Consider the following 20,023-nt stretch of genomic DNA (forward strand, 5'->3'; position numbering starts at 1 on the left):
CGTTGTCGCCTCGTGAGCCGGGACCGCGTACCCTCGGTCCGTGCGCACCCAACGGCAGATCGTCGACTACGCCTTGAGGCGTCGGTCGCTGCTGCGTGAGGTGTATTCCGGGCGGGTCGGAACCTACGAGGTCTGTGACGCGTCTCCCTACCTGCGCAACGCCGCCAGGTTCCACGGAGACCCCAGAGACGAGCGTTGTCCGGTGTGCCGGCGGGACTACCTCACGAACGTGCACTACATCTACGGCGACGAATTGAAGGCATCGTCCGGACAGGCCAGGCGGGCGGTGGAGCTACCCGTCCTGGCGATGACGTTCCGCGAGTTCCGGGTGTACGTGGTCGAGGTGTGCCGCGGCTGCGGCTGGAACCACCTCATCGAGCAGTTCACGCTCGGGCGTGACGGGTTGGCGGAGTCGGTACCGGCTCCCGCCGAGGCGGCCACCGCAGTCGGCGGTGGCGGTCGAGGAGGATCCGTCAAGTGACCAGCATCGAAGTGGCCGAGACTTCCTCCGGCCGGCTGCACTGGTGGCATGCCGGCCATACTCCTCACGACAACTGGGCGATGGTGGACGAAATATCATCGCTACCGGCAAGGTGGGATGAATGAGTTACGGCGATCCGAACGCGGCCGGTTCTGTCGGCCGCGCGACCGTCGGCCGGGCGAGCGTTCCTGCTCCTGGCGCCGGTTCCGGCGGCGTTCCCGCTAACGGCTCCGCCGGGGTCGGTGGCCGCGCGTCGGTCCCGGTTTCCGGTGGTCCATCCGAGCGGACGGCGGGACGGGCGACCGTCGGCGCGGCGAGCGTGCCGGTCTCCGGTGCCGCACCCGCCGGCCGGGCGACCGTCGGTCGGGCCACGGTTGGCCGCGCCGCTGTCGGCGCCGCCGCTGTCGGTGGCCCCGGGCGCGGTGGGCCCGGTGGCCCCAGCGGTCCCGGCAGGCCCGGTGGACCGGGCGGGCCGGGTGGGCCCGCGGCGGCCGGGCAGGGTGGCCGCGCCGCGCGCGGGCCGCGTCCGCCCCGGTCGAAGAAGGCGCGCCGGCGCAACTGGATCGTCGCCAGCATCGCCGTGCTGATCATGGTCGCCGGCGGCACGTTGGTCGGCGGCACCTACGTCTTCGCCAAGATTCCGGCGCCCGAGGCCCTTCCGGCCGGCCAGTCGACGCGCGTCTACTACGCCGACGGCAAGACCGAGATGGCGAAGTTCGGCCAGGAGAACCGCACGATCGTCACCCTCGACAAGATCCCGAAGCACCTGCAGCACGCGGTGATCGCCACCGAAGACCGGTCGTTCTACGACAACGACGGCGTCGACATGGCCGGCATGGTGCGGGCGGCGTGGAACAACGTCACCGGCGGCGAGACGCAGGGCGCGTCGACGATCACCCAGCAGTACGCGCGGAAGATCGCCGAGCTCACCACCGAGGCGTCGTACAAGCGGAAGGCCGAGGAAGCGGCCATCGCGATGAAGCTGAACGACAAGTACACCAAGGACCAGATCCTCGGGTTCTACCTGAACACGGTGTACTTCGGCCGGGGCGCGTACGGCGTGGAGGCCGCGGCGCGGGCCTACTTCAAGAAGTCGACCGCCATGGAACTCACGGTCGAAGAGTCGATCATGCTGGCGGGCTTCATCAAGAACCCCGACTCCGGCAGCGGCAGCAGCGCCTTCGACCCGAACGTCAACCCCGAGCAGGCGAAGGCCCGCTTCGAGGGCAACCGCGACGCGCTGGTGCTGACCCAACCGAAGCTCGCCAAGTACGGCGGCGGCACGTACCAGGTCAACAACCAGATGCAGATGCCGCCGGTGCCGAAGTACAACCCGAACGACCAGGCCTTCCAGGCACAGTTCGGGCTCGACCTGCCGAGCGGTCTCATCGTCCACAACGTCATGGACGAGCTGACCAAGCTCAAGGAGACCGACCGGAACATCGGTGCGAAGCAGGACCTGAAGACCGCCGGCTACAAGATCGTCACGACGATCGACGTGGCCGCGCAGCAGGCCGCGCAGGCGTACGCCGACCTCGCCAACCCGGCTTCGCCGCTCAAGGGCGTGCCGGACACACAGACCGGCGCCCTGGTGGCGGTGGAGCCGTACACCGGGCGGGTGGTGGCGTACTACGGCGGGCCGAAGGGCGACGGCATCGACTACGCCGGCTTGTGGACCGACCCGATCCTCACCAGCGGCAAACGGATGGAGGGCGGGCTCCACCCGCCGGCGTCGTCGTTCAAGGTCTACACGCTGGCGGCGGCACTCTCGCAGGGCATCTCGGTCAAGTCCTACTGGGACGGCCGCCCCCGGCAGATGGAGGGCACCACCGAGGCGAACAAGATCCGGAACGCCAACCCCGAGGGCGACTGCGCCACCAGTCCCGGCTGCACGTTGGCCGACATGACCGCCCAGTCGCTGAACGTCCCGTTCTACGCGTTGACGCTCGAGTTGAAGCAGCGGGCCGCGTCCGTGCTCGAGACCGCGCGGGCGGCGGGCATCCGGTACATGCGTGACGACAAAGGCACAGTCCATGACCTCAACGCGTCCAAGGCCACCGAACTTGGGAACACCGGCCAGAACACCACCTCGGTGTTCGACTACCGGATCGGGTTCGGCCAGTACGCCATCACGGTGATCGACCACGCCAACGGCGTGGCGACCCTGGCCGCACAGGGCCAGGCGGCCAAGGCACATTTCATCGCCGAGGTCTGGGACGGCGACGCCAAGATCTACACGGAGCCCAAGAGGCTCACCGCGATGCCCGGCTACAACCCGAGCATGGCCGCCGACGAGGCGTGGGTGCTGCAGAAGGTGTCGGCGACCTACAAGTGGGCTCCGAAGAACACCCAGGTCGCCGCGAAGACCGGTACCTGGGAGAACGGCAACGTGAAGGGCGCGAACGCCCACTCCTGGACGGTCGGGTACACGGCCCCGAACAGGTCGAAGGGGTACAACGGGCTGGCGGTGGCCGTATGGGTCGGCAACAAGGGCGACGAGTTGCCGATCAAGTTGAAGAACGGCGCCAAGATGAGCGGTGCGGCCGGTGCCGGCGAGATCTTCAAGGCCTTCATCAAGAAGGCCACCGAAGGCAAGAGCGTCGGCAAGTTCCCCGACCCGAAGTTCGTCGGTGACGAGGACGCCGGTGACGGCAAGTCCGCCGATCCCAGCAACAGCCAGTCACCGGGCCAGGGCAACCCCGGGCCGGGTAACAACAACCCCGGCCCCGGCAACACCAACTCGACCGGCCCCGGTCGCGGCGGTGGCGGCGGTGGCGGTGGCGGCGGCGGTGGTCGCGACTAGGCAGGGCGCGAATCGGACGGTGTGGTCGTAGGGCAGGATCGACCCATGACGGCCACACCGCTCGAAAGCGCCCAGGAACCGGCCTTCGTGCCCGACGAGCCGGCCCACTCCGACGGGTTCGTACGAGGACTCGCCGAAGCCGTCGGCGGGCCGCTGGGCGAGCACGCGGTGCGCCCGAAGCGGGGCGGCGCCTACGGCCGTCAGTTCTGGACCGCCGCCCGCGTGGTCCTCGCGATGGTGTGCCTCACGATGTCGCTGCACTGGGTGCAGAAGTTCCCGTGCAACGACGGCGCGTGGAGCGGCCTCGAGCAGTACAAGTACATGTGCTACACCGACGTGCTGGCGCTGTACTACGGCGAGGAACTGTCCGCGGGCGCGGTGCCGTACAAGGACTTTCCGGTCGAGTACCCGGTGGTCACCGGCGCGTTCATGGGGCTGATCGGTCTGCCCGTCCACGCGCTCGGCGAGCGGGCCGGCGCGCTCAACGAGGGTCAGCTGTTCTACAACCTGAACGTGCTCGCGCTCGGTGCGGCCGCGATCGCCACCGCGGCGCTGATGGTCGCCGTCCGGCGCCGACGGCCGTGGGACATCGCGATGTTCGCGCTCTCCCCCGGCCTGTTCCTGTCGGCGACGATCAACTGGGACCTGCTGGCGATCGTGCTCACCGCGGCCGGCTGGTACTTCTGGGCCCGTCGCCGACCGGTGGCGGCCGGCGTCTTCGTGGCGCTGGCGGCGTCGGCGAAACTGTGGCCGGCGCTGCTGGCGTTGCCGTTGCTGGTCCTGTGCTGGCGGGCCCGCCGGATGCGCGAGTTCGGAACGGCGGCGTGGGCCGGCCTGTTCACGCTCGGGCTGGTGAACATCCCCGTGCTCGTGCTGTGGCCGAGCAGTTGGGCGCGCTTCTTCGAACTGAACAGCGAGCGCCCCGTCGACTGGGGCACGATCTGGTACATCGGGAGCCATTTCCCGCTGGGCAACGACCGGTACGGCATCGGGCCGTTCCAGTCGCTGGGCGACAACCTGCCGTTGCAGAACGCGGTGTCGTGGGTCCTGATCCTGTTGGCGATCGGTGGCGTGCTGCTGCTGGCCGTGCGGGCACCCCGCCGGCCCCGGCTGGCCCAGGTGGCGTTCCTGGTCGTGGCGGTGTTCCTGGTCCTCAACAAGGTGTGGTCGCAGCAGTTCGTGCTGTGGCTGATCCCGCTGGCGGTGCTCGCCCGTCCCCGGTGGGGGGCGTTCCTGGCCTGGCAGATGGCGGAGATCGCGTACTTCGCCGCGTTCTACGGCCGCCTGATGGGCGAGGCGGGGAAGGTCGTCTTTCCCGAGTGGGTGTTCGTGTGGGCGGCCGAGCTCCGCCTGATCACGCTGGGCGTGCTGATGTGGCTCGTCATCCGCGAAATGTTCCACCCCGAATTGGACGTCGTCCGCCAGACCTACGACGACGACCCCGACGGCGGCGTTCTCGACGGCGCCCCCGACCGCGACGACTGGCCGGGCGCCTGGCCACCGGAGTCCGAATCCGACGACGATCCGATGCCGGTCGCGGTGTCGGCGGCCGAGCCGCCCGAGCCGGACAAGCCGTAACCGGCGCGCCTGCCCGCGGCCGGCCGTGATCCTGAGACGTCGCAGCGTCCCTGCAAGATCGGCGCCGACGTCTGGTCAGAGGTGGTAGATGACCAGTTCGGGGGTTTCCTCGACCTCGATGTCCTCGCCGAAGGTTTCGGGGTTGGCGGCGGCCTCGTAGGCGGTGCCGGCCACCATGCTCTTGACCACGACCACGGTGCGCACGCCGAGGTCGCGGAGCAGGCGGATGCTTGCCGCGTCGGGGAAGCCGGCGGCGACCTCGCGTACCTCGCTCTGGCCGGCGGGCGTGAAACCGCTGCCACCGTTGACCATCGGCGGGAAGCCCTGGGTGCTCCAGAGCATGTACATCTCGTCGCTGGCCTGGTCGGACGGGAGGATCAGTAACGGCGCCGCGGCCTCGGCCAGCCCGGCGGGCGGGCGGGGTACCTCGGGGTGCCCGCTCGCCGACACGCCCTCGACCAGTACCAGTGCCAGCGGCAGCAGCAGCGCGAGGCGCAGGAGCGGGCCGGGGTACGGGCCGAAACCCCGCTCGATGGTGAAGTCGCGGGCCCGCTCGACGAACGCGCTCACCGCTCCGGCGGCGAGGAGTCCCGCGATGAGCGTGGTCCAGAGGACCAGCCGGCCCGGTGTGCGGATGCCGTCCCAGCCGGGCAGCCACTGGTGCAGCGGCAGGTAGGTGACCGCACCACCGAACGGGGCGGCGGTGCCCATGGCCAGCAGCACACTGACGATCATTCCGACGAGCAGGACGAATCGGACGTAGTACGGCCACGCCGAGTACACCAGGCCGGCCAGCGCCAGCCCGATCAGCACGAACCCGATCAGCAGCGCGCTCTCGTTCGGCGCGGTCATCGTGGCGCGCAGCCCGGAGTGCTCATGCCCCCACAGCCACGACTCCGCCGGCGCGGTGAGGAATCCGTACGCCGGCGGCGAGTAGATGTCGAGTTCGTCGACGCCGCGGCGGGCGTACGGGTGCTCGTCGACGACCTTCAGGTACGGGATCGCCATGAAGACACCGACGGCGGCGAAGACGAGGCCACCGAGGACGTCGGCGCCGAGCAGCCGCTTCGGGACCGGCGGGCGGCGGCTCAGCCACCGCCCGATCGGGCCGGGCTCCCGCGGCGGCCGCGGCGGCTGCGGCGGCTGGGTCGGCTGGACCGGATCAGCGGGCTCGGGCCGCATCACGCCGAACTCGATGACGTCGACCTGCGGCTCACTCTCGGTCACGCCAGGGCGGGTACCGGAGTCGGGGATCGGGTCGGGCTGAGCGGGCGGTGTCGGGAGCACGAGGCGGCGGGGGGTCGCCAGCCAGGCGATCATGGCTGCGACCACGAGCAGCGCCAGCACGTAGGCGAACGGCAGGCCGATACCGAACCCCAGGCTGATCTGCCACGCGGCCACCAGCCAGCCGGCCAGTGCCCAGCCCGGCCTGACGTCGTTCGGGCGGTAGCCGTGGCGCAACGTGAAACCGTGGCCGCGGGCGAGCATGGCCAGTGCCAGCACGATGCCGCCGCTGGACAGGACGTGCAGGTGGCCCGCCTGACCCCACCGCCACGGCGCGTAGGCGAACGCGGCGGCGGCCACCACCGCGCCGGACCGGTACGCGCCCAGCTGGCGGGCCAGGGCGTAGGCACCGAGGAACGCGAGCGCGAACGCCAGCGTGAAGACGATGTTGTAGCGCAGGATTGCCGCACTGATCCCGGAGCCGACGAGCCCCAGCGGGGCGAACCCGAGCAGCGTGTCGGAGTAGGCGAAGGTGGTGTGCTCGGGGAAGAACGTGTTCGAGTCCCAGATCGTGCCGGGCTTGGTGTCGAGCGCGTGCCCGGACCACGCCAGTTGCCAGGCCTGCAGCAACGGGTCGCCCAGGTCCTGCGGGATCGTGCGGGTGGGGTGACGCATGGTCGGCCAGGTCATGATGATCGCGAGGACCAGGGAACCGAGCGTGGCCAGCGTGTACTCGTGGAAGACCGCGTGCCCGATCGCCCGGACGACCCGGGTGACGGGGCCGGGGCGGGGACCGGTGCTCGGCGCGAACGCCTTCCACTTGCCGGGTTGCTGGGCGGCCGGCTTGCGCAGGCTGACCCGCCGCTTCTTCGGGGTGCGCCGGAGCAGGTTCACCCGGCGGACGAGGCTGACCTTCGGCCGGCTCCCGGCCTTTTCGGCGGCCTTCCCGGCGCCCTTCTCGATGGGCTTTCCGGTGGGCTTGGTGGCGGGGGGTTCGGTCGGTGGCTTCGTTCGCACGGTGCGGATGCGCCGGGGGACGGCGCTGGGCGCGCGCCGTGCCACGATGTGGCGCCGGTGGGGCAGGGTGGAGGCGCGCACGAGACGGACACCGGAGCCGTTCGTAGCGGGAGCCGGTGCCTTGCTTAATGCTTTTTCGGGAGCCGCGGACCCCGGTGCCGGATCGGGTGGTCGCCCGGCAGCCGCCCGGTGCTCGTCCTCATATTTTCCTTCGATCGGCCCGGACCAGCGATCAACGGTGACCGGCGCGCGGCGCGTGCCCTCGTCCTTGATCCTTCTCACCCCACCCGGTCGCGCAGGAACGCGATGTCGCCACCCTGACCTTCCGCACCGCCGGGCGTTTCGACCACGACCGGCGCGCCGGCTGCCTGAATGACCGCGACGATGAGATCAGGATCGATCTGACCGTTGCCAATGTTGTCATGCCGGTCGCGGTGCGAGTCGAAGGCATCGCGCGAGTCGTTGGCATGGATCAGATCGATGCGGCCGGTGATCGCCTTGACCCGGTCGACGATGCCGAGGAGATTCTCGCCGCCGGCGTGGGCGTGGCAGGTGTCGAGGCAGAAGCCCGGGTTGTACTCGCCGATGGCGTCCCAGAGGCGGGCCAGGTTGTCGAAGCGGCGGGCGCAGGCATTGTCGCCACCGGCGGTGTTCTCGATGAGGACGGGCGTGGCGAAACCGCCGTTCTCCTGCGCGTAGACGAACGTCTTGCGCCAGTTGTCGATGCCCTTGCCGATGTCGTCGGGTTTGTCGACGTGGCCGCCGTGCACGATGAGGCCCTTCGCGCCGACGGTGGCCGCGCCGGTGGCGTAGGTGAACAGCAGCTTGCGGCTCGGGATGCGGATGCGGTTGTTCGTGGTGGCGACGTTGATGCGGTACGGCGCATGGACGAAAACATCGACGTCGGACGCCTTGAGGGCAGCCGCGTCGGATCTCTCCTCGGGATCGACCCACGCCTGTGGATCGCTGAGGAAGAACTGGACCACCTCCGCCTTGCGTTCGGCGGCGGCTGCCAACGGATCTTGACGGTCGACGTGAGCACCGATGCGCATGCGGCGAGCCTACGACGACAGTCTGACAATCCGCGCGTCACCGGTCGGTGCCGGTGGTCGTTGTCCCGAATGGCCCGGTACCGCCTTTTGCACAGCACGACAATTTGGCGGCGCCGGCCTGCTCATGTTCCCGACCGAGACGCTGGATGGTTATGTACTCAGCTGTAGTTCCGAGGATGGCCCGGATCCTCGCTGCGGCCGCGCTCGGCGCCGGTCCGGCGTTGATCGCCGGGGCGGCCAGCGCGGAGCCGGAAGCCGCGCCGGCGGTGGAGTTCAGCGGTGGCAGCGTGCTCAACATGCTGGTCTGCAAGTCGCAGCCGAGCACGGGCCGGCTGACGGTGCAGGCGGAGAGCAAGGTGACGTTCGTCAACCGGCTCGGCCAGAACGCCACCTTGCGGGTCGGTGGGAAGACGGTGACGTCGGTCGGCGCCAACCAGGCGGTTCCGGTGGTGTTCCACCAGGGCCCGGTCGACGTCTCGATGACGATCTCCTGCAGCGCGGGCGTGGTCGAGGAGTTCCGTGCGGTGACGGTGGGAGTGACGCCGCGACCGGCGGCCGTTCCGCCGGCGGCCGCACCGACCACGGCGCCGGCGAACCGCGCACCCGCTCCGACCGGTACGGCACGGGCCAACGGCTACAACAAGTCGGCTTCGCCCACGCCGACGGCGACCGGCTCGAGCCCGGCCGCGGATCCGTGGGCGTCGACCTCGGCGGACGCCGCGGCGCCAGGTGTGTCGGCGCCGGATCAGGGTACTGGCGAGGGTGGTGGCCTGCCGCCGGGCGCGACCGATGTCGGCGACGTGGTGGCGGCCGCCGGTGAACCGGTGCACGGGCCGTCCGGGCTGCTGGCGATGATCGCCGCGGTGCTGACGGTCGGCGTCGGGGTGGCGGCGGTGCGGGCCATCATGGCGCGTCGTCTCGGCGGCGCAAGGTTCGCATAAGGTACAATTTATAAATCTCCGCGGGGCGTTTCATCCTCTGTCGGTGTGGTCGTTCCTCCCCAGGTCCCACCCCAGCTGCCGGATGAGACGCCCCGCGGTCGTTCCGCTATCCTTGTGCGGTCCCCGACCTCCTGGTAGTGGACGACGCATGACCTCCTGCCACGGAGAGACCGTGGCCGCCTAGCCCGTAGGAGGTGAGAAACGTCTTGCGTCATTACGAAATCATGGTGATCCTCGACGGCAGTCTCGAGGAGCGCGCCATTGCTCCGTCGCTCGACTCGTATCTCAACAACGTGATACGTGCCGCGGGTGGCTCAGTGGAAAAGCTCGACGTGTGGGGGCGCCGCCGCCTCGCGTACGAGATCAACAAGCGGACCGAGGGCATCTACGCGGTCATCGACCTGCACGCCACTCCGGCGGCCGTGGCCGAGCTGGACCGTCAGCTCCGGCTCAACGAGTCGGTGCTGCGTACCAAGGTCATCCGGCCGGAAGTCCGCTAGGTCTTCCACTTCCCGATTCTTGTCACACCTCTGTGACAGCCTCACCGCGACACTGTTTCCCGCGAGGAGTAGGGCCATGGCAGGAGATACCACCATCACGGTCGTCGGCAACCTGACCGATGATCCGGAGCTGAAGTTCACGTCGTCCGGTGTGGCTGTGGCCAAATTCCGGGTCGCGTCGACGCCGCGGTTCATGGACCGCGCGTCCGGCGAGTGGAAAGACGGCGATGCGCTGTTCCTGCGGTGCACCGTTTGGCGTCAGGCCGCCGAGCACGTAGCCGAGTCGCTGCAACGCGGCGCCCGGGTCGTGGTCGTCGGTCGGCTGCGCCAGAACAACTACGAGACCGCGCAGGGCGAGAAGCGCTCGTCCATCGAGCTCGAGGTCGACGAGATCGGCCCGTCCCTGCGGTACGCCACCGCCAAGGTGCAGAAGATGCAGCGCTCCGGCGGCGGCGGCTTCGGCGGCGACAGTGGTGGCGGTGGCGGTGGCGGCGGCGGAGGCGGCTACAGCGGTGGTGGCGGCGGCGGTGGCGGTGGCTACCGCGGCGGCAACCAGGGCGGCGGCGGTGGCGGCAACCAGGGTGGCGGCGGCAGCTACGCCGACGACCCCTGGGCCAACGCGGCGCCGGCCGGCCGTAGCGCTGGCGGCAGTGGCGGTGGATCGGGCTCATCCTTCGACGACGAGCCACCCTTCTAAGCAAGGGCGAATGAGGAGTACACGAATGGCCAAGGCTGCGGTTCTTCGCAAGCCGAAGAAGAAGGTCAACCCTCTCGACAAAGAGGGCATTGAGTACATCGATTACAAAGACACCGCTCTGCTGCGGAAGTTCATCTCCGACCGGGGCAAGATCCGTGCCCGCCGGGTCACCGGGGTGAGCGCCCAGCAGCAGCGTCAGATTGCCCGCGCGGTCAAGAACGCCCGCGAGATGGCGCTGCTGGCGTACACGACCACGGCGCGCTGACCGGGGAGGGCTGAGAAATGAAGATCATCCTGACCCAGGAGGTCAACGGCCTCGGTGCCCCCGGCGACATCGTCGAGGTCAAAGACGGCTACGGGCGCAACTACCTGCTCCCGCAGGGCTTTGCGATCAAGTGGACCCGCGGTGCGGAGAAGCAGGTCGATGTCATCAAGCGGGCCCGTGGGGCCCGGGAGATCCGCGACCTCGGGCACGCCAACGAGGTCAAGGGCCAGATCGAGGCGCTGTCGGTCAAGCTCGCGGTTCGCGCGGGCGACACCGGCCGGCTGTACGGCTCGGTCACGGCGGCCGAGATCGTCGACGCTGTCCGCAGCGCCGGTGGTCCCGCCCTCGACCGGCGGCGGGTGCAGCTGCCCGGCGCGGTCAAGTCGGTCGGCGACTACAAGGTGCAGGTCAAGCTGCACCCCGACGTGACGGCGACGTTCACCCTCGCGGTCACGGCGGCCAAGTAAGCGGTTTGCGGCGACGCCCCGGTCCCTGGTGGGCCGGGGCGTCGTTGTGTCTCGGCCGTGCCCGGGCTCAGCCGAAGATCAGTGAGTTCAGCACGGTCGTGAGCGTGCCACTGACCACCGCGGCCGCGAAGCCCAGCCCGCCCGCCTTCCAGCCGGCGCCGATCCAGCGGAACGCCAGCGCCAGGCCGACGCTCATCGTCGACGCGACGCCCAGCCACGGGAGGGCCCTGATGCCCGCGTCGATCGCCTCGGCCCGTTCGGCGCTGTCGTTGAACACGAACAGGGCCACCACGTAGGCGACGATCGCCAGCCCGAACCAGATCAGCGGGGCGAGCGCCGCGGTCACCGTGCCGGCCGGCACCCGCTCGCCCATCAGTTCGCTCGCGACCGGGTCGCGCTCGGGCTCGGGATCCATCACGCGGCGGTTGGGTGGCTGCGGCAGCGGCGATTCGCTCCAGTCGGTCGAGCGGCTCGTCGGCGCGTCGTCCCACGTGTGCGGGTGCCACTCGGGGCGCTGGTCGTGCCGTTCGGTCCAGCCGGCGCCGTCGATGACGTTGGCCGGGCGGTCGCGCTCGGGGGTGCGGCGCAGGTCGGTGGTCTCCTCGAACCGCTCGATGGCGAAGTCGGACCGCTCGTCGCGGGGATCGGCCGGCACCCACTGGCCGCGGCTGCTGCTCCAGCGTCCGGTTTCGTGGGGGGTGGGGGCGCGGTCGTCGGGGATCCGGCCACGGGCGACCCGGGGTTGCGGCTCGGTGGGTGCCTCGGGCCGGGGGTTGGGCCGTGGGCCTTCCCGGGGTTCGGGCGGCGGGGCACGGTAGCCCTGCGGGCCGCGGCCGGGTGGGGCGCCGTACGGAGCGCCGTAGGGGATGCCGGACGGTGGCGGCATTCCGTAGTCGGGGCCGCTGAAGTTCGGTGGACGGGGCGGCGGATAGCCGTTCGGCATGGAGGGGTCGGCGGTCGCGGGGCGGTAGCCGTTGGGGTTGGTCTGGTCGCCGGGGTAGGGGCGGAAGCCGCGGGGGTTGGTCTGGTCCGGGGCCGGGCGGTAGCCGTTGGGGTTGGTCTGGTCCGGGGCTGGGCGGAAGCCGTTGGGGTTGGTCTGGTCGCCGGGGTACGGGCGGAAGCCGCGGGGGTTCGTTTGATCCGGGGTCGGGCGGAAGCCGTGTGGGTTGGTCTGGTCCGGGGCCGGGCCGTAGCCGTTGGGGTTGGGCTGGTCGCCGGGGTACGGGCTGAAACCGCGGGGGTTGGTCTGGTCCGGGGCTGGGCGGAAGCCGTTGGGGTTGGTCTGGTCGCCGGGATACGGGCGGAAGCCGCGGGGGTTGGTCTGGTCGGCGCGGTAGCCGCCGGGGGCCATGGCCCCCGGATCGTCGGCGGGGGTGGCCCGCCCGGGTACGCGGGGCAGGCCGTCGATCGTCGGGCGGTCGCCAGGTATCCGGCCCGGGTACTGCCTCGAGAAGTCGGTGGTCGGCCGGTCGGTCTGGTCGGGGTCGCGGCGGCGGGTGCGGGGTTGCCTGGTCCGGCCCACCGGGGGCATGCCATGGGCGTCGGTGCTCACCGCGTCACCCCGCATTGGCCCGGGTGGTACGGACGCCGCGCCGCGCGGACCGGGCCGCGCGGCCCCGGCCTCGCGCGGATCGATGGGACGCTGCTGCGGCGGCCAATCCAACTCGCGTGTCGGGTCGTGAGGACCGTCGGGCGTGGCGTACGGTGCGGGGGCAGTGCGCGGGATGGGTTGGCGTCGATGGGCGCTGGAGGTGCGCGCGGAACCGCCGTCGCGGCTTTCACTCCAGCGGGGATCGGCACCTCGGTACGGATCGTCCGCGGCGTCATCGCGCGGCGGCCGGCGTGCCATCCGCCCGTCAGCCATTCTCGCCAAGATACCGCAGCCGGCTCCGAGGCGGCCTGTTTTCTTTTATCCACAAGCTGGGGACAACGTTTTCGCTGCTCAACATGAATGTGAAAGCAGTATCAACAGGGCTGTCCACAGGTTGCGCACATGACTAACCACCGGGTTGGGCGCGGTATCCACAGCTTGTCCCGAGGTGCATCCACCGGGGTGTTTGATCCTGGGCCTCCGGTTTCCTAGCGTGGGCCAGCACACTGGCGCGATTCTGGGCGCTGAACCGAGAATTGTCGTACGCACGTACTAACCTGATCACAGGGTCGGCGTGGCGAGGGGAGGCACCGGTGTCGGTCACCGACGAGGTACGCGCCATGCAGCCTCCTCCCGACGACGAGTGGGGCGACGGCGATCGGGGCGGCGGCGAGCGTCCGGCCCGGGGGCCCGGTCGGTCGGGGCCGGGCGGGCCGGGTGGGCCCGGCGGACCCCCGGGCGGCAACGGTGGTGGCGGCGGGGGCGGGTACGACCGCACTCCCCCGCAGGACATCGCGGCCGAGCAGTGCGTGCTCGGCGCCATGATGCTGAGCAAAGACGCGATCGCCGACGTCGTCGAGATCGTGCGCACCGCCGACTTCTACCGGCCCGCCCACGCCACCATTTTCGACGCGGTCCTCGACCTGTACGGGCGCGGCGAACCGGCCGACGCGATCACGGTGGTCGCCGCCCTCGCTGACTCGGGTGACCTCGCCCGCGTCGGTGGCGTGCCGTACGTCCACGACCTGCTGGCGATCGTGCCCACGGCGGCGAACGCGTCCTACTACGGCCGCATCGTCGCCGAGCGCGCGGTGCTGCGCCGGCTGGTCGAGGCCGGCACCCGCATCGTCCAACTGGGGTACGGCGCCTCCGCGTCCGGTGGGCGCGATGTCGACGACACGGTCGACCTCGCCCAGCAGGAGATCTACAACGTCACCGAACGCCGGGGCGGCGACGACTTCGCGATCCTCTCCGACCTGCTGCAGCCCACCCTCGACGAGATCGAGGCGGTCGGGGCGCACGGCGGGGTGATGACGGGGGTGCCGACGGGCTTCACCGACCTCGATCGGCTGCTGAACGGCCTGCACGGCGGCCAGTTGATCATCGTGGCGGGCCGGCCCGGTCTGGGCAAATCGACAGCGGGTATGGATTTCGTCCGATCTGCGTCAGTCAAAAACAATCTGGCTAGCGCGATCTTCTCCCTGGAAATGAGCAAGGTCGAGATCGTGATGCGGCTCCTGTCGGCGGAGGCGCGGGTGCCGCTCCACGTCCTGCGGTCGGGGCAGCTGTCCGACGACGACTGGACGAAGCTGGCCCGGCGCATGGGCGAGATCAGCGAGGCACCGCTGTTCGTCGACGACACGCCGAGCATGACGCTGATGGAGATCCGGGCCAAGGCCCGCCGCCTCAAGCAGCGGAACGACCTCAAGCTGATCGTGGTCGACTATCTCCAGCTCATGACGTCGCCGAAGCGCACCGAGAGCCGGCAGCAGGAGGTGGCCGAGCTTTCCCGGGGCCTCAAGTTGCTGGCCAAGGAGGTCGAGTGTCCGGTCGTGGCGGTCAGCCAGCTGAACCGTGGGCCGGAGCAACGAACCGACAAGCGCCCCCAATTGTCCGACCTTCGTGAGTCGGGCTGCCTGACCGCGAGCACCCGGGTGGTGCGGGCCGACACCAACGCCGAAGTGACACTTGGCGACCTGCTCGCGTCCGGAGAGCGTGACGTGCCGATCTGGGCGCTCGACGAGCGGCTCAAATACGTGCCGCGAACGATGACCCACGTGTTCCCGAACGGGCGCAAGCCGGTGCATCGGATGCGGCTGCGGTCCGGTAGGGAGATCGAGGCCACCGGTAACCATCCGTTCCTGACGGTCGATGGTTGGCGTGCGCTCGAAACGCTGGCGGTGGGAAGCCGGTTGGCCGTTCCCCGCCATGTTCCCGGTCCGCTCGAACCGTCGGAATGGGCCGACGACGAGGTCGTGCTGCTCGCACACCTGCTCGGTGACGGTTCTTTCGTCCGTCGTCAACCGATCCGGTATGCGAGCGTCGACGAAGAGAACCTCGCGGTGGTGAGAGCCGCAGCCCGTCACTTCGGGATCTCCGCGGTTCTTGACGACTACCCGGCCGCCCGGGTCAGGACCCTTCGCCTACCGGCGCCGTTCCCGCTGGCCAGGGGACGACGCAATCCGATCGCCGCGTGGCTCGACGGAATGGGCCTGTTCGGGCTCCGATCACACGAGAAGTTCGTTCCCGACGAGATCTTCGGCCTGTCCAAGCGCCAGGTGACGCTGTTCCTGCACCACCTCTGGGCAACGGATGGGTCGGTCACCGTTCGGGGCAACGGTGGCCGCGTGTACTTCGCATCCACGAGCCGGCGCCTCATCGATGGCGTCGCGGCACTGCTTCTGCGGTTCGGTATCACCGGCCGGATCAGGGAGACCAGGCCGGCCCTGCACCGGCCGCAGTTCACGCTGGACATCTCGGGGCGTGATGACCAGCTCCGGTTCCTGCGGGAGATCTCCGTCCACGGTGGGCGAGCCGGGTCGTGTCTTCAACTGCTGGCACTGCTGGAGAAGGTGCGGAGCAACCCGAACATCGACACGGTGCCGCGGGAGATCTGGGACCGGGTTCGCCATGCGCTCACCGAACAACAGATGACCCACCGCGAGTTCGCCGCCGCCATGGGCACCCAGTTCTGCGGCTCCGCGATGTGGAAACGGGCGCCGGGCCGGGAGCGGTTGTCGCGGGTGGCGGCGGTGCTCGGCAACGCCGACCTCGAACTCGTCGCTACGAACGACGTGCTGTGGGACGAGGTCATCTCGATCGAGCCGATCGGTGAGCAGGACGTTTACGACGCGACGGTGCTCGGGCTGCACAACTTCATCGCCAACGGCATCGCGGTGCACAACTCGATCGAGCAAGATGCCGACGTTGTGATTCTTTTGCACCGTGACGACTACTACGACAAGGAGTCGCCGCGGGCGGGGGAGGCGGACTTCATCGTCGCCAAGCACCGGAATGGGCCCACCGACACGATTACGGTGGCGGCGCAGCTTCACCTGTCGCGGTTCGTCGACATGGCGATCACGTAGCCGGGCAGCGGTCCTGGAAATCTACGAACCGTCGGCGGCCTGCTGGCCGCGGGCCCGCCTGCTCGGGGGGATCCGGATCACCGAGCCGGTCTCGTGCAGCGGCTCGGCCAGCCGTCCCGGCTTGCCGCCGGGCCCGGCCTGCAGCAGCGTCATCAGCTTCGCCAGCGGCATCGGCTTCGCGAACAGGTGACCCTGTGCCAGCGGGCAGCCGTACTCCCACAACTTTGCCCGCTGCCGCTCGCTCTCGACGCCCTCGGCCACCACCGACAGGCCCAGGCTGCGGCCCAGCTCGATCGTCGACCTGACCACGGCGGCTTCGATCGGGGCGTCCATCGCGGCGACGAAACTACGGTCGATCTTCAGCTCCTGCACCGGGACGCGGGCGAGCGTGGCCAGCGACGAGTAGCCGGTGCCGAAGTCGTCGAGGGCGAGTTGCAGACCCAGGCCGCGCAGCCGGCCGAGAACGTCGTCGACGACCTCGAGCTGGCTCAGGGTCACGCTCTCGGTGAGCTCGATGACCAGGTTGGCCGCCAGCTCCTCCCGGCCGCTCAACTGCCGCTCCACCATGTCGGGGAACGTGGTGTCGAGCAGGCTGCGCGGGGTGACGTTGACCGATACCGGCATCCCGAAGCCGGACTCGGCCCACAGGGTGGCGGCGCACAGCGCCTGGTCGAGCACCTCTTCGGTGAACGCGGCGAGCTGGCCCGAGCGCTCCACCGAGTCGAGGAACCGGTTCGGCGCGAGGTTGCCGTGCTTCGGGTGCGCCCAGCGGGTCAACGCCTCGGCGCCCACGCAGTCGCCGGTACCGAGGTCGACGATCGGCTGGAAGTTGACGATGAATTCCTTCTCGGCGATCCCGCGCGCGATCTCGCCGCCGAGGGAGAGCATGTCGACGTCGGCCGTGTCGCGGGACTGGTCGAACGTCACCACCCGCTGGCCGTTGCGCTTGGCCTGGTACATGGCGACATCGGCGCGCCGCAGCAGCTCCTCCACCGTCCGCTTGCCCGGGCGGTCGCTGGTCGCGACCGCGACTCCCCCGCTCGCCTCGACCGAGACGCGCACCCCGTCGACCACCATCGGCGGGTTCAGGCAGGCGAGCAGCGCGTGCGCCCGGGACAGGGCCAGGGCCGGCGCGGGCAGGCCGACCAGCAGGATCGCGAACTCGTCGCCGCCGAGGCGGGCGACCAGGTCGTCGGGCTGCGCGGTGGCCTTCAGCCGGAGGCCGGCCTCCACGAGCACCTGGTCGCCGGCCGAGTGGCCGAGCGTGTCGTTGATCTCCTTGAAGTGGTTCAGATCGATGAGCAGAAGCGCGGTGACGCCGTTCGGCGGCCGGGCCGCCAGCACCTGCTCGCCGTATTCGGTGAGCCGGCGGCGGTTCGCCAGCTCGGTGAGCGGGTCGATCGCCGCGGCCCGGGCGTGGCTCTCGGCCAGCCGTTTGGTCTCGGTGAACGTGGTGGCGTTGCGGATCGCGGTACGCAGCGCGGCGGCGAACGTGGCGAGCGTGTAGGTCTCGCGCTCGGAGAGGGTGATCTGGCCGCCCCGGATCAGCAGGCGCAGTTCGCCCAGCGACGCGACGTCGGCGGAGGTGGTCAGGTCGATCCCGATCGCCTGGCCGCTGGACGCGGGAGCGCCGGCCGGTGGGCCGTCGTAGAGGACGTCGTTGGCGTCGCCGCGCACCAGCCGAGGCGGATCGAGGATCTCGACCTCGACCTCGTGCACGGAGAACAGCTCGGCCGCCCGGAGGACAGCCGTACGCAGCACGCCGTCGAAGTCGACCGAGTTGAACTCGTCGGTGGCGCGGGAAAGGCGTTGCCACGTATCGCGTTCACTGCGGGTACGGACCCGGATCGCGGTCGCCAGATGGAGGCCGTACACGAGGATCGGCATGACCAGCAGCAGCGCGTCGCTTTCGATCAGAACGAAGTACATCGCGATGGTGACGACCAGGCCGCCCATCTTGATGGCGAACCGCACGTCGACGTTGGTCATGAAGATCTGGCGGACGCTGGACCCGCTCGCGAGCGACAGGACCGGGCTGGAGAGCACCTCGTCGGCCACCGCGTAGGCACCGAAAGCGGCGCAGATCGCGACGATGTCGGCGGTGGTGACGGCCCGACTGTCTGGACCGACGCTGATCGGAACAAACCCCAAGCCGTGCGCCGCCGCCACTGCAGCGGCCACGGCTAGGGTTTCTTTGGCGGTATTGAATACCGCCTTGATTGCCGGCAAACGTAGGATCAGCCACTTTGCGGCTGCTGTACCGACACATACGTAGACAACTGCGGCCGACGGGCGTGCATAAACCACGCAAACAACGGTCGCAACCGACGCGGGAACCAAAGAAACAACAGTGGATCGCACGCGACTCGGAATTTGTACGGATTGCAGAGCGGCAACGAAGATTACGAGTAGCGCCGGCTGCCATCCCGGCTGCCATCCGGGCACCGCCTGCCAAACGGCGAGGCCGAAGACCGCCAACGCGGGCAGCGCCATCGAGTACACGAGAGGCTTCAGCCACCGTGTCCGATTCACCGCCGACCCCGCAGTCACATAACCATCGTGACCCGGGACGGTATGGCGCTGTCAATACGGCGCTGGAGCCCTGGTGGCGGGGCAACTACAGAGAGTTAGTGCCAGCTGATGTCACGCATGGGAAACCCCCTCCATTACAAGGACCGATATTCGCGGTGACTCCACGTATTTGCAGAGGTCATCGGCTTGTCGGTAAGGACACTAGGCTGTTTGACACCTGGCTGTCCAGTCTATTTGTCCCTCGATTCGTGATTTGCGAACTTGGATAGTTCTGGTCACGAAAAGCGTGTTACTGTGGTTACTTAATGTTACCGGATTTTCGACTTTGATCCACTGCGGGCCGAGAATTGTCACATTGCTTGCACGTGCAAATGACGAAGCAATTGCACGGCCGAGCTCTGTGTTTAACGCCCCGTGTTCGACTGTGCGCGGAATGCAACAACGACATGTGTCAAACAGACAGTGAGCATGGTCAATCAGGGATTCTTCCCGAAGATCGGTGTGCCGAACACCCACTGATCGGCGGCATGCGTAGGCTCGTCAGGGTGGACGATCCGCAGCTCACCCACGTAGACGCCAAAGGCGCTGCGCGCATGGTGGATGTGTCCGGAAAAGACATCACGATTCGGCGCGCGGTAGCGGCCGGAACCGTGACAACGACCACAAGCGTCATCGATTTGCTTCGGCGCGATTCATTGCCGAAAGGTGACGCCCTGGCAACCGCCCGTATAGCCGGCATCATGGGCGCCAAGCGCACGCCCGATCTGCTGCCGTTGTGCCACCCGATCGCGCTGCACGGAGTCACCGTTGAATTGACGCTCCGGGAAGACGCGGTCGACATCGAGGTCGTCGTTCGTACCGCTGATCGCACGGGTGTGGAAATGGAAGCGCTCACCGCCGTCGCCACTGCCGGTCTCGCGTTGATTGACATGATCAAGGCCGTCGACCCGGCCGCCTCCCTCACTTCTGTCCGGGTACTGCGGAAGGAAGGCGGCAAGACCGGAACATGGACCCGCTCGTGATCAGGGCCCTGGTCATCGTCGCCTCCAACCGTGCCGCGGCCGGTGTCTACGAAGACACCAGCGGCCCGCTCCTGGTGGAAGGCCTCCGCGTACTCGGCTGCGAAGTTAGTGATCCGCTCGTTGTTCCTGACGGACCGCCGGTCCGCACTGCGCTGCGTGATGCGGTCGTTGCGGGCTTCGATGTCGTGGTCACAAGCGGGGGGACGGGAATCAGCCCGACCGACGCAACACCGCAGATGACGCGCGAGGTGCTGGATTACGAGGTACCTGGCGTAGCCGAAGCGCTCCGGTCAGTAAGTCGGGACAAAGTCCCCACGTCAATCTTGTCAAGAGGGTTGGCGGGCGTCGCCGGACGAACTTTCGTGGTCAATTTGCCCGGATCGCGAGGCGGAGCCAAGGACGGACTGGCCGTTCTCGGCCCGATCCTGGCCCACGCCGTCGACCAACTCCGCGGCGGAGACCATCCCCGAAGCGCATAGGCTGAT

General features: G+C 69.1%; 15 protein-coding genes. 11 read left to right on the plus strand and 4 right to left on the minus strand.

Translation table 11 applies throughout. The features are described from left to right. The first annotated feature begins 40 nt into the window (after positions 1–40). The 3 genes from Vau01_RS35890 to Vau01_RS35900 all read left to right on the plus strand — a co-directional run bounded on the left by Vau01_RS35890 (position 41) and on the right by Vau01_RS35900 (position 4,862). Positions 41–481 carry a DUF5318 family protein gene (locus Vau01_RS35890; RefSeq protein WP_204002547.1) on the plus strand — a complete coding sequence of 147 codons (441 nt, stop codon included), beginning with the start codon at positions 41–43 and terminating at the stop codon, positions 479–481. A 121-nt stretch (positions 482–602) separates the two neighbouring features. Then, positions 603–3,284, plus strand: coding sequence for a transglycosylase domain-containing protein (locus tag Vau01_RS35895; protein ID WP_204002548.1), 2,682 nt, complete (start codon positions 603–605; stop codon positions 3,282–3,284). A gap of 45 nt (positions 3,285–3,329) precedes the next feature. Further along, entirely contained in the window at positions 3,330–4,862 is a 1,533-nt protein-coding gene (locus Vau01_RS35900) for a glycosyltransferase family 87 protein (RefSeq protein ID WP_204002553.1), read from the plus strand. A 75-nt stretch (positions 4,863–4,937) separates the two neighbouring features. Here Vau01_RS35900 and Vau01_RS35905 read toward each other — a convergent pair whose 3' ends face one another. Together Vau01_RS35905 and Vau01_RS35910 are read right to left on the minus strand one after the other, a co-directional pair. Next, positions 4,938–7,184 carry a hypothetical protein gene (locus tag Vau01_RS35905; protein ID WP_204002556.1) on the minus strand — a complete coding sequence of 749 codons (2,247 nt, stop codon included), beginning with the start codon at positions 7,182–7,184 and terminating at the stop codon, positions 4,938–4,940. A 197-nt stretch (positions 7,185–7,381) separates the two neighbouring features. After that, a complete protein-coding gene (locus Vau01_RS35910) occupies positions 7,382–8,155 on the minus strand; it encodes a deoxyribonuclease IV (RefSeq protein WP_204002558.1) in 774 nt (257 codons plus the stop codon). Between the two features lie 176 nt (positions 8,156–8,331). Between Vau01_RS35910 and Vau01_RS35915 the strand changes: the two genes are divergently transcribed. The 5 genes from Vau01_RS35915 to rplI all read left to right on the plus strand — a co-directional run bounded on the left by Vau01_RS35915 (position 8,332) and on the right by rplI (position 11,025). Then, positions 8,332–9,096, plus strand: coding sequence for a RodZ family helix-turn-helix domain-containing protein (locus Vau01_RS35915; protein WP_204002561.1), 765 nt, complete (start codon positions 8,332–8,334; stop codon positions 9,094–9,096). A 206-nt stretch (positions 9,097–9,302) separates the two neighbouring features. Further along, positions 9,303–9,596 carry a 30S ribosomal protein S6 gene (rpsF, locus tag Vau01_RS35920; RefSeq protein ID WP_204002564.1) on the plus strand — a complete coding sequence of 98 codons (294 nt, stop codon included), beginning with the start codon at positions 9,303–9,305 and terminating at the stop codon, positions 9,594–9,596. A 76-nt stretch (positions 9,597–9,672) separates the two neighbouring features. Beyond that, on the plus strand, positions 9,673–10,293 hold the full coding sequence (locus tag Vau01_RS35925; RefSeq protein WP_204002567.1) for a single-stranded DNA-binding protein: 621 nt from the start codon (positions 9,673–9,675) through the stop codon (positions 10,291–10,293). A 25-nt stretch (positions 10,294–10,318) separates the two neighbouring features. After that, the gene (rpsR, locus tag Vau01_RS35930; RefSeq protein ID WP_204002572.1) at positions 10,319–10,558 is read left to right on the plus strand and encodes a 30S ribosomal protein S18; all 240 of its coding nucleotides are present in this window, start codon (positions 10,319–10,321) and stop codon (positions 10,556–10,558) included. Positions 10,559–10,575: 17 nt separating this feature from the next. Further along, positions 10,576–11,025 (plus strand): 50S ribosomal protein L9, encoded by a 450-nt coding sequence (rplI, locus tag Vau01_RS35935; RefSeq protein WP_204002575.1) that lies wholly within the window; start codon positions 10,576–10,578, stop codon positions 11,023–11,025. 67 nt (positions 11,026–11,092) lie between these two features. Here rplI and Vau01_RS35940 read toward each other — a convergent pair whose 3' ends face one another. Continuing rightward, positions 11,093–12,577, minus strand: coding sequence for a polyadenylate binding domain-containing protein (locus Vau01_RS35940; RefSeq protein ID WP_204002578.1), 1,485 nt, complete (start codon positions 12,575–12,577; stop codon positions 11,093–11,095). A 632-nt stretch (positions 12,578–13,209) separates the two neighbouring features. Here Vau01_RS35940 and Vau01_RS35945 point away from each other — a divergent pair. Continuing rightward, positions 13,210–15,984 (plus strand): replicative DNA helicase, encoded by a 2,775-nt coding sequence (locus Vau01_RS35945; RefSeq protein WP_308440501.1) that lies wholly within the window; start codon positions 13,210–13,212, stop codon positions 15,982–15,984. 21 nt (positions 15,985–16,005) lie between these two features. Here Vau01_RS35945 and Vau01_RS35950 read toward each other — a convergent pair whose 3' ends face one another. Then, positions 16,006–18,165 (minus strand): putative bifunctional diguanylate cyclase/phosphodiesterase, encoded by a 2,160-nt coding sequence (locus Vau01_RS35950; RefSeq protein WP_204002580.1) that lies wholly within the window; start codon positions 18,163–18,165, stop codon positions 16,006–16,008. An 896-nt stretch (positions 18,166–19,061) separates the two neighbouring features. Here Vau01_RS35950 and moaC point away from each other — a divergent pair. Together moaC and Vau01_RS35960 are read left to right on the plus strand one after the other, a co-directional pair. Next, complete coding sequence (gene moaC / locus Vau01_RS35955) at positions 19,062–19,538, plus strand: cyclic pyranopterin monophosphate synthase MoaC (RefSeq protein WP_275423988.1); 477 nt, start codon at positions 19,062–19,064, stop codon at positions 19,536–19,538. Continuing rightward, the gene (locus Vau01_RS35960) at positions 19,535–20,017 is read left to right on the plus strand and encodes a MogA/MoaB family molybdenum cofactor biosynthesis protein (protein ID WP_204003050.1); all 483 of its coding nucleotides are present in this window, start codon (positions 19,535–19,537) and stop codon (positions 20,015–20,017) included. The genes moaC and Vau01_RS35960 overlap by 4 nt, the downstream gene beginning before the upstream one ends. The last annotated feature ends 6 nt before the right edge of the window (positions 20,018–20,023 follow it).

The organism is Virgisporangium aurantiacum (assembly GCF_016863635.1).
GTDB lineage: Bacteria > Actinomycetota > Actinomycetes > Mycobacteriales > Micromonosporaceae > Virgisporangium > Virgisporangium aurantiacum.

Excerpts from the sequence above, each read along its gene's own strand:
- rplI (WP_204002575.1), top strand. The coding sequence starts at position 10,576 with ATGAAGATCATCCTGACCCAGGAGGTCAACGGCCTCGGTGCCCCCGGC.
- Vau01_RS35925 (WP_204002567.1), top strand. The coding sequence starts at position 9,673 with ATGGCAGGAGATACCACCATCACGGTCGTCGGCAACCTGACCGATGAT.
- Vau01_RS35900 (WP_204002553.1), top strand. The coding sequence starts at position 3,330 with ATGACGGCCACACCGCTCGAAAGCGCCCAGGAACCGGCCTTCGTGCCC.
- rpsR (WP_204002572.1), top strand. The coding sequence starts at position 10,319 with ATGGCCAAGGCTGCGGTTCTTCGCAAGCCGAAGAAGAAGGTCAACCCT.
- Vau01_RS35915 (WP_204002561.1), top strand. The coding sequence starts at position 8,332 with ATGGCCCGGATCCTCGCTGCGGCCGCGCTCGGCGCCGGTCCGGCGTTG.
- Vau01_RS35895 (WP_204002548.1), top strand. The coding sequence starts at position 603 with ATGAGTTACGGCGATCCGAACGCGGCCGGTTCTGTCGGCCGCGCGACC.
- Vau01_RS35910 (WP_204002558.1), bottom strand. The coding sequence starts at position 8,155 with ATGCGCATCGGTGCTCACGTCGACCGTCAAGATCCGTTGGCAGCCGCC.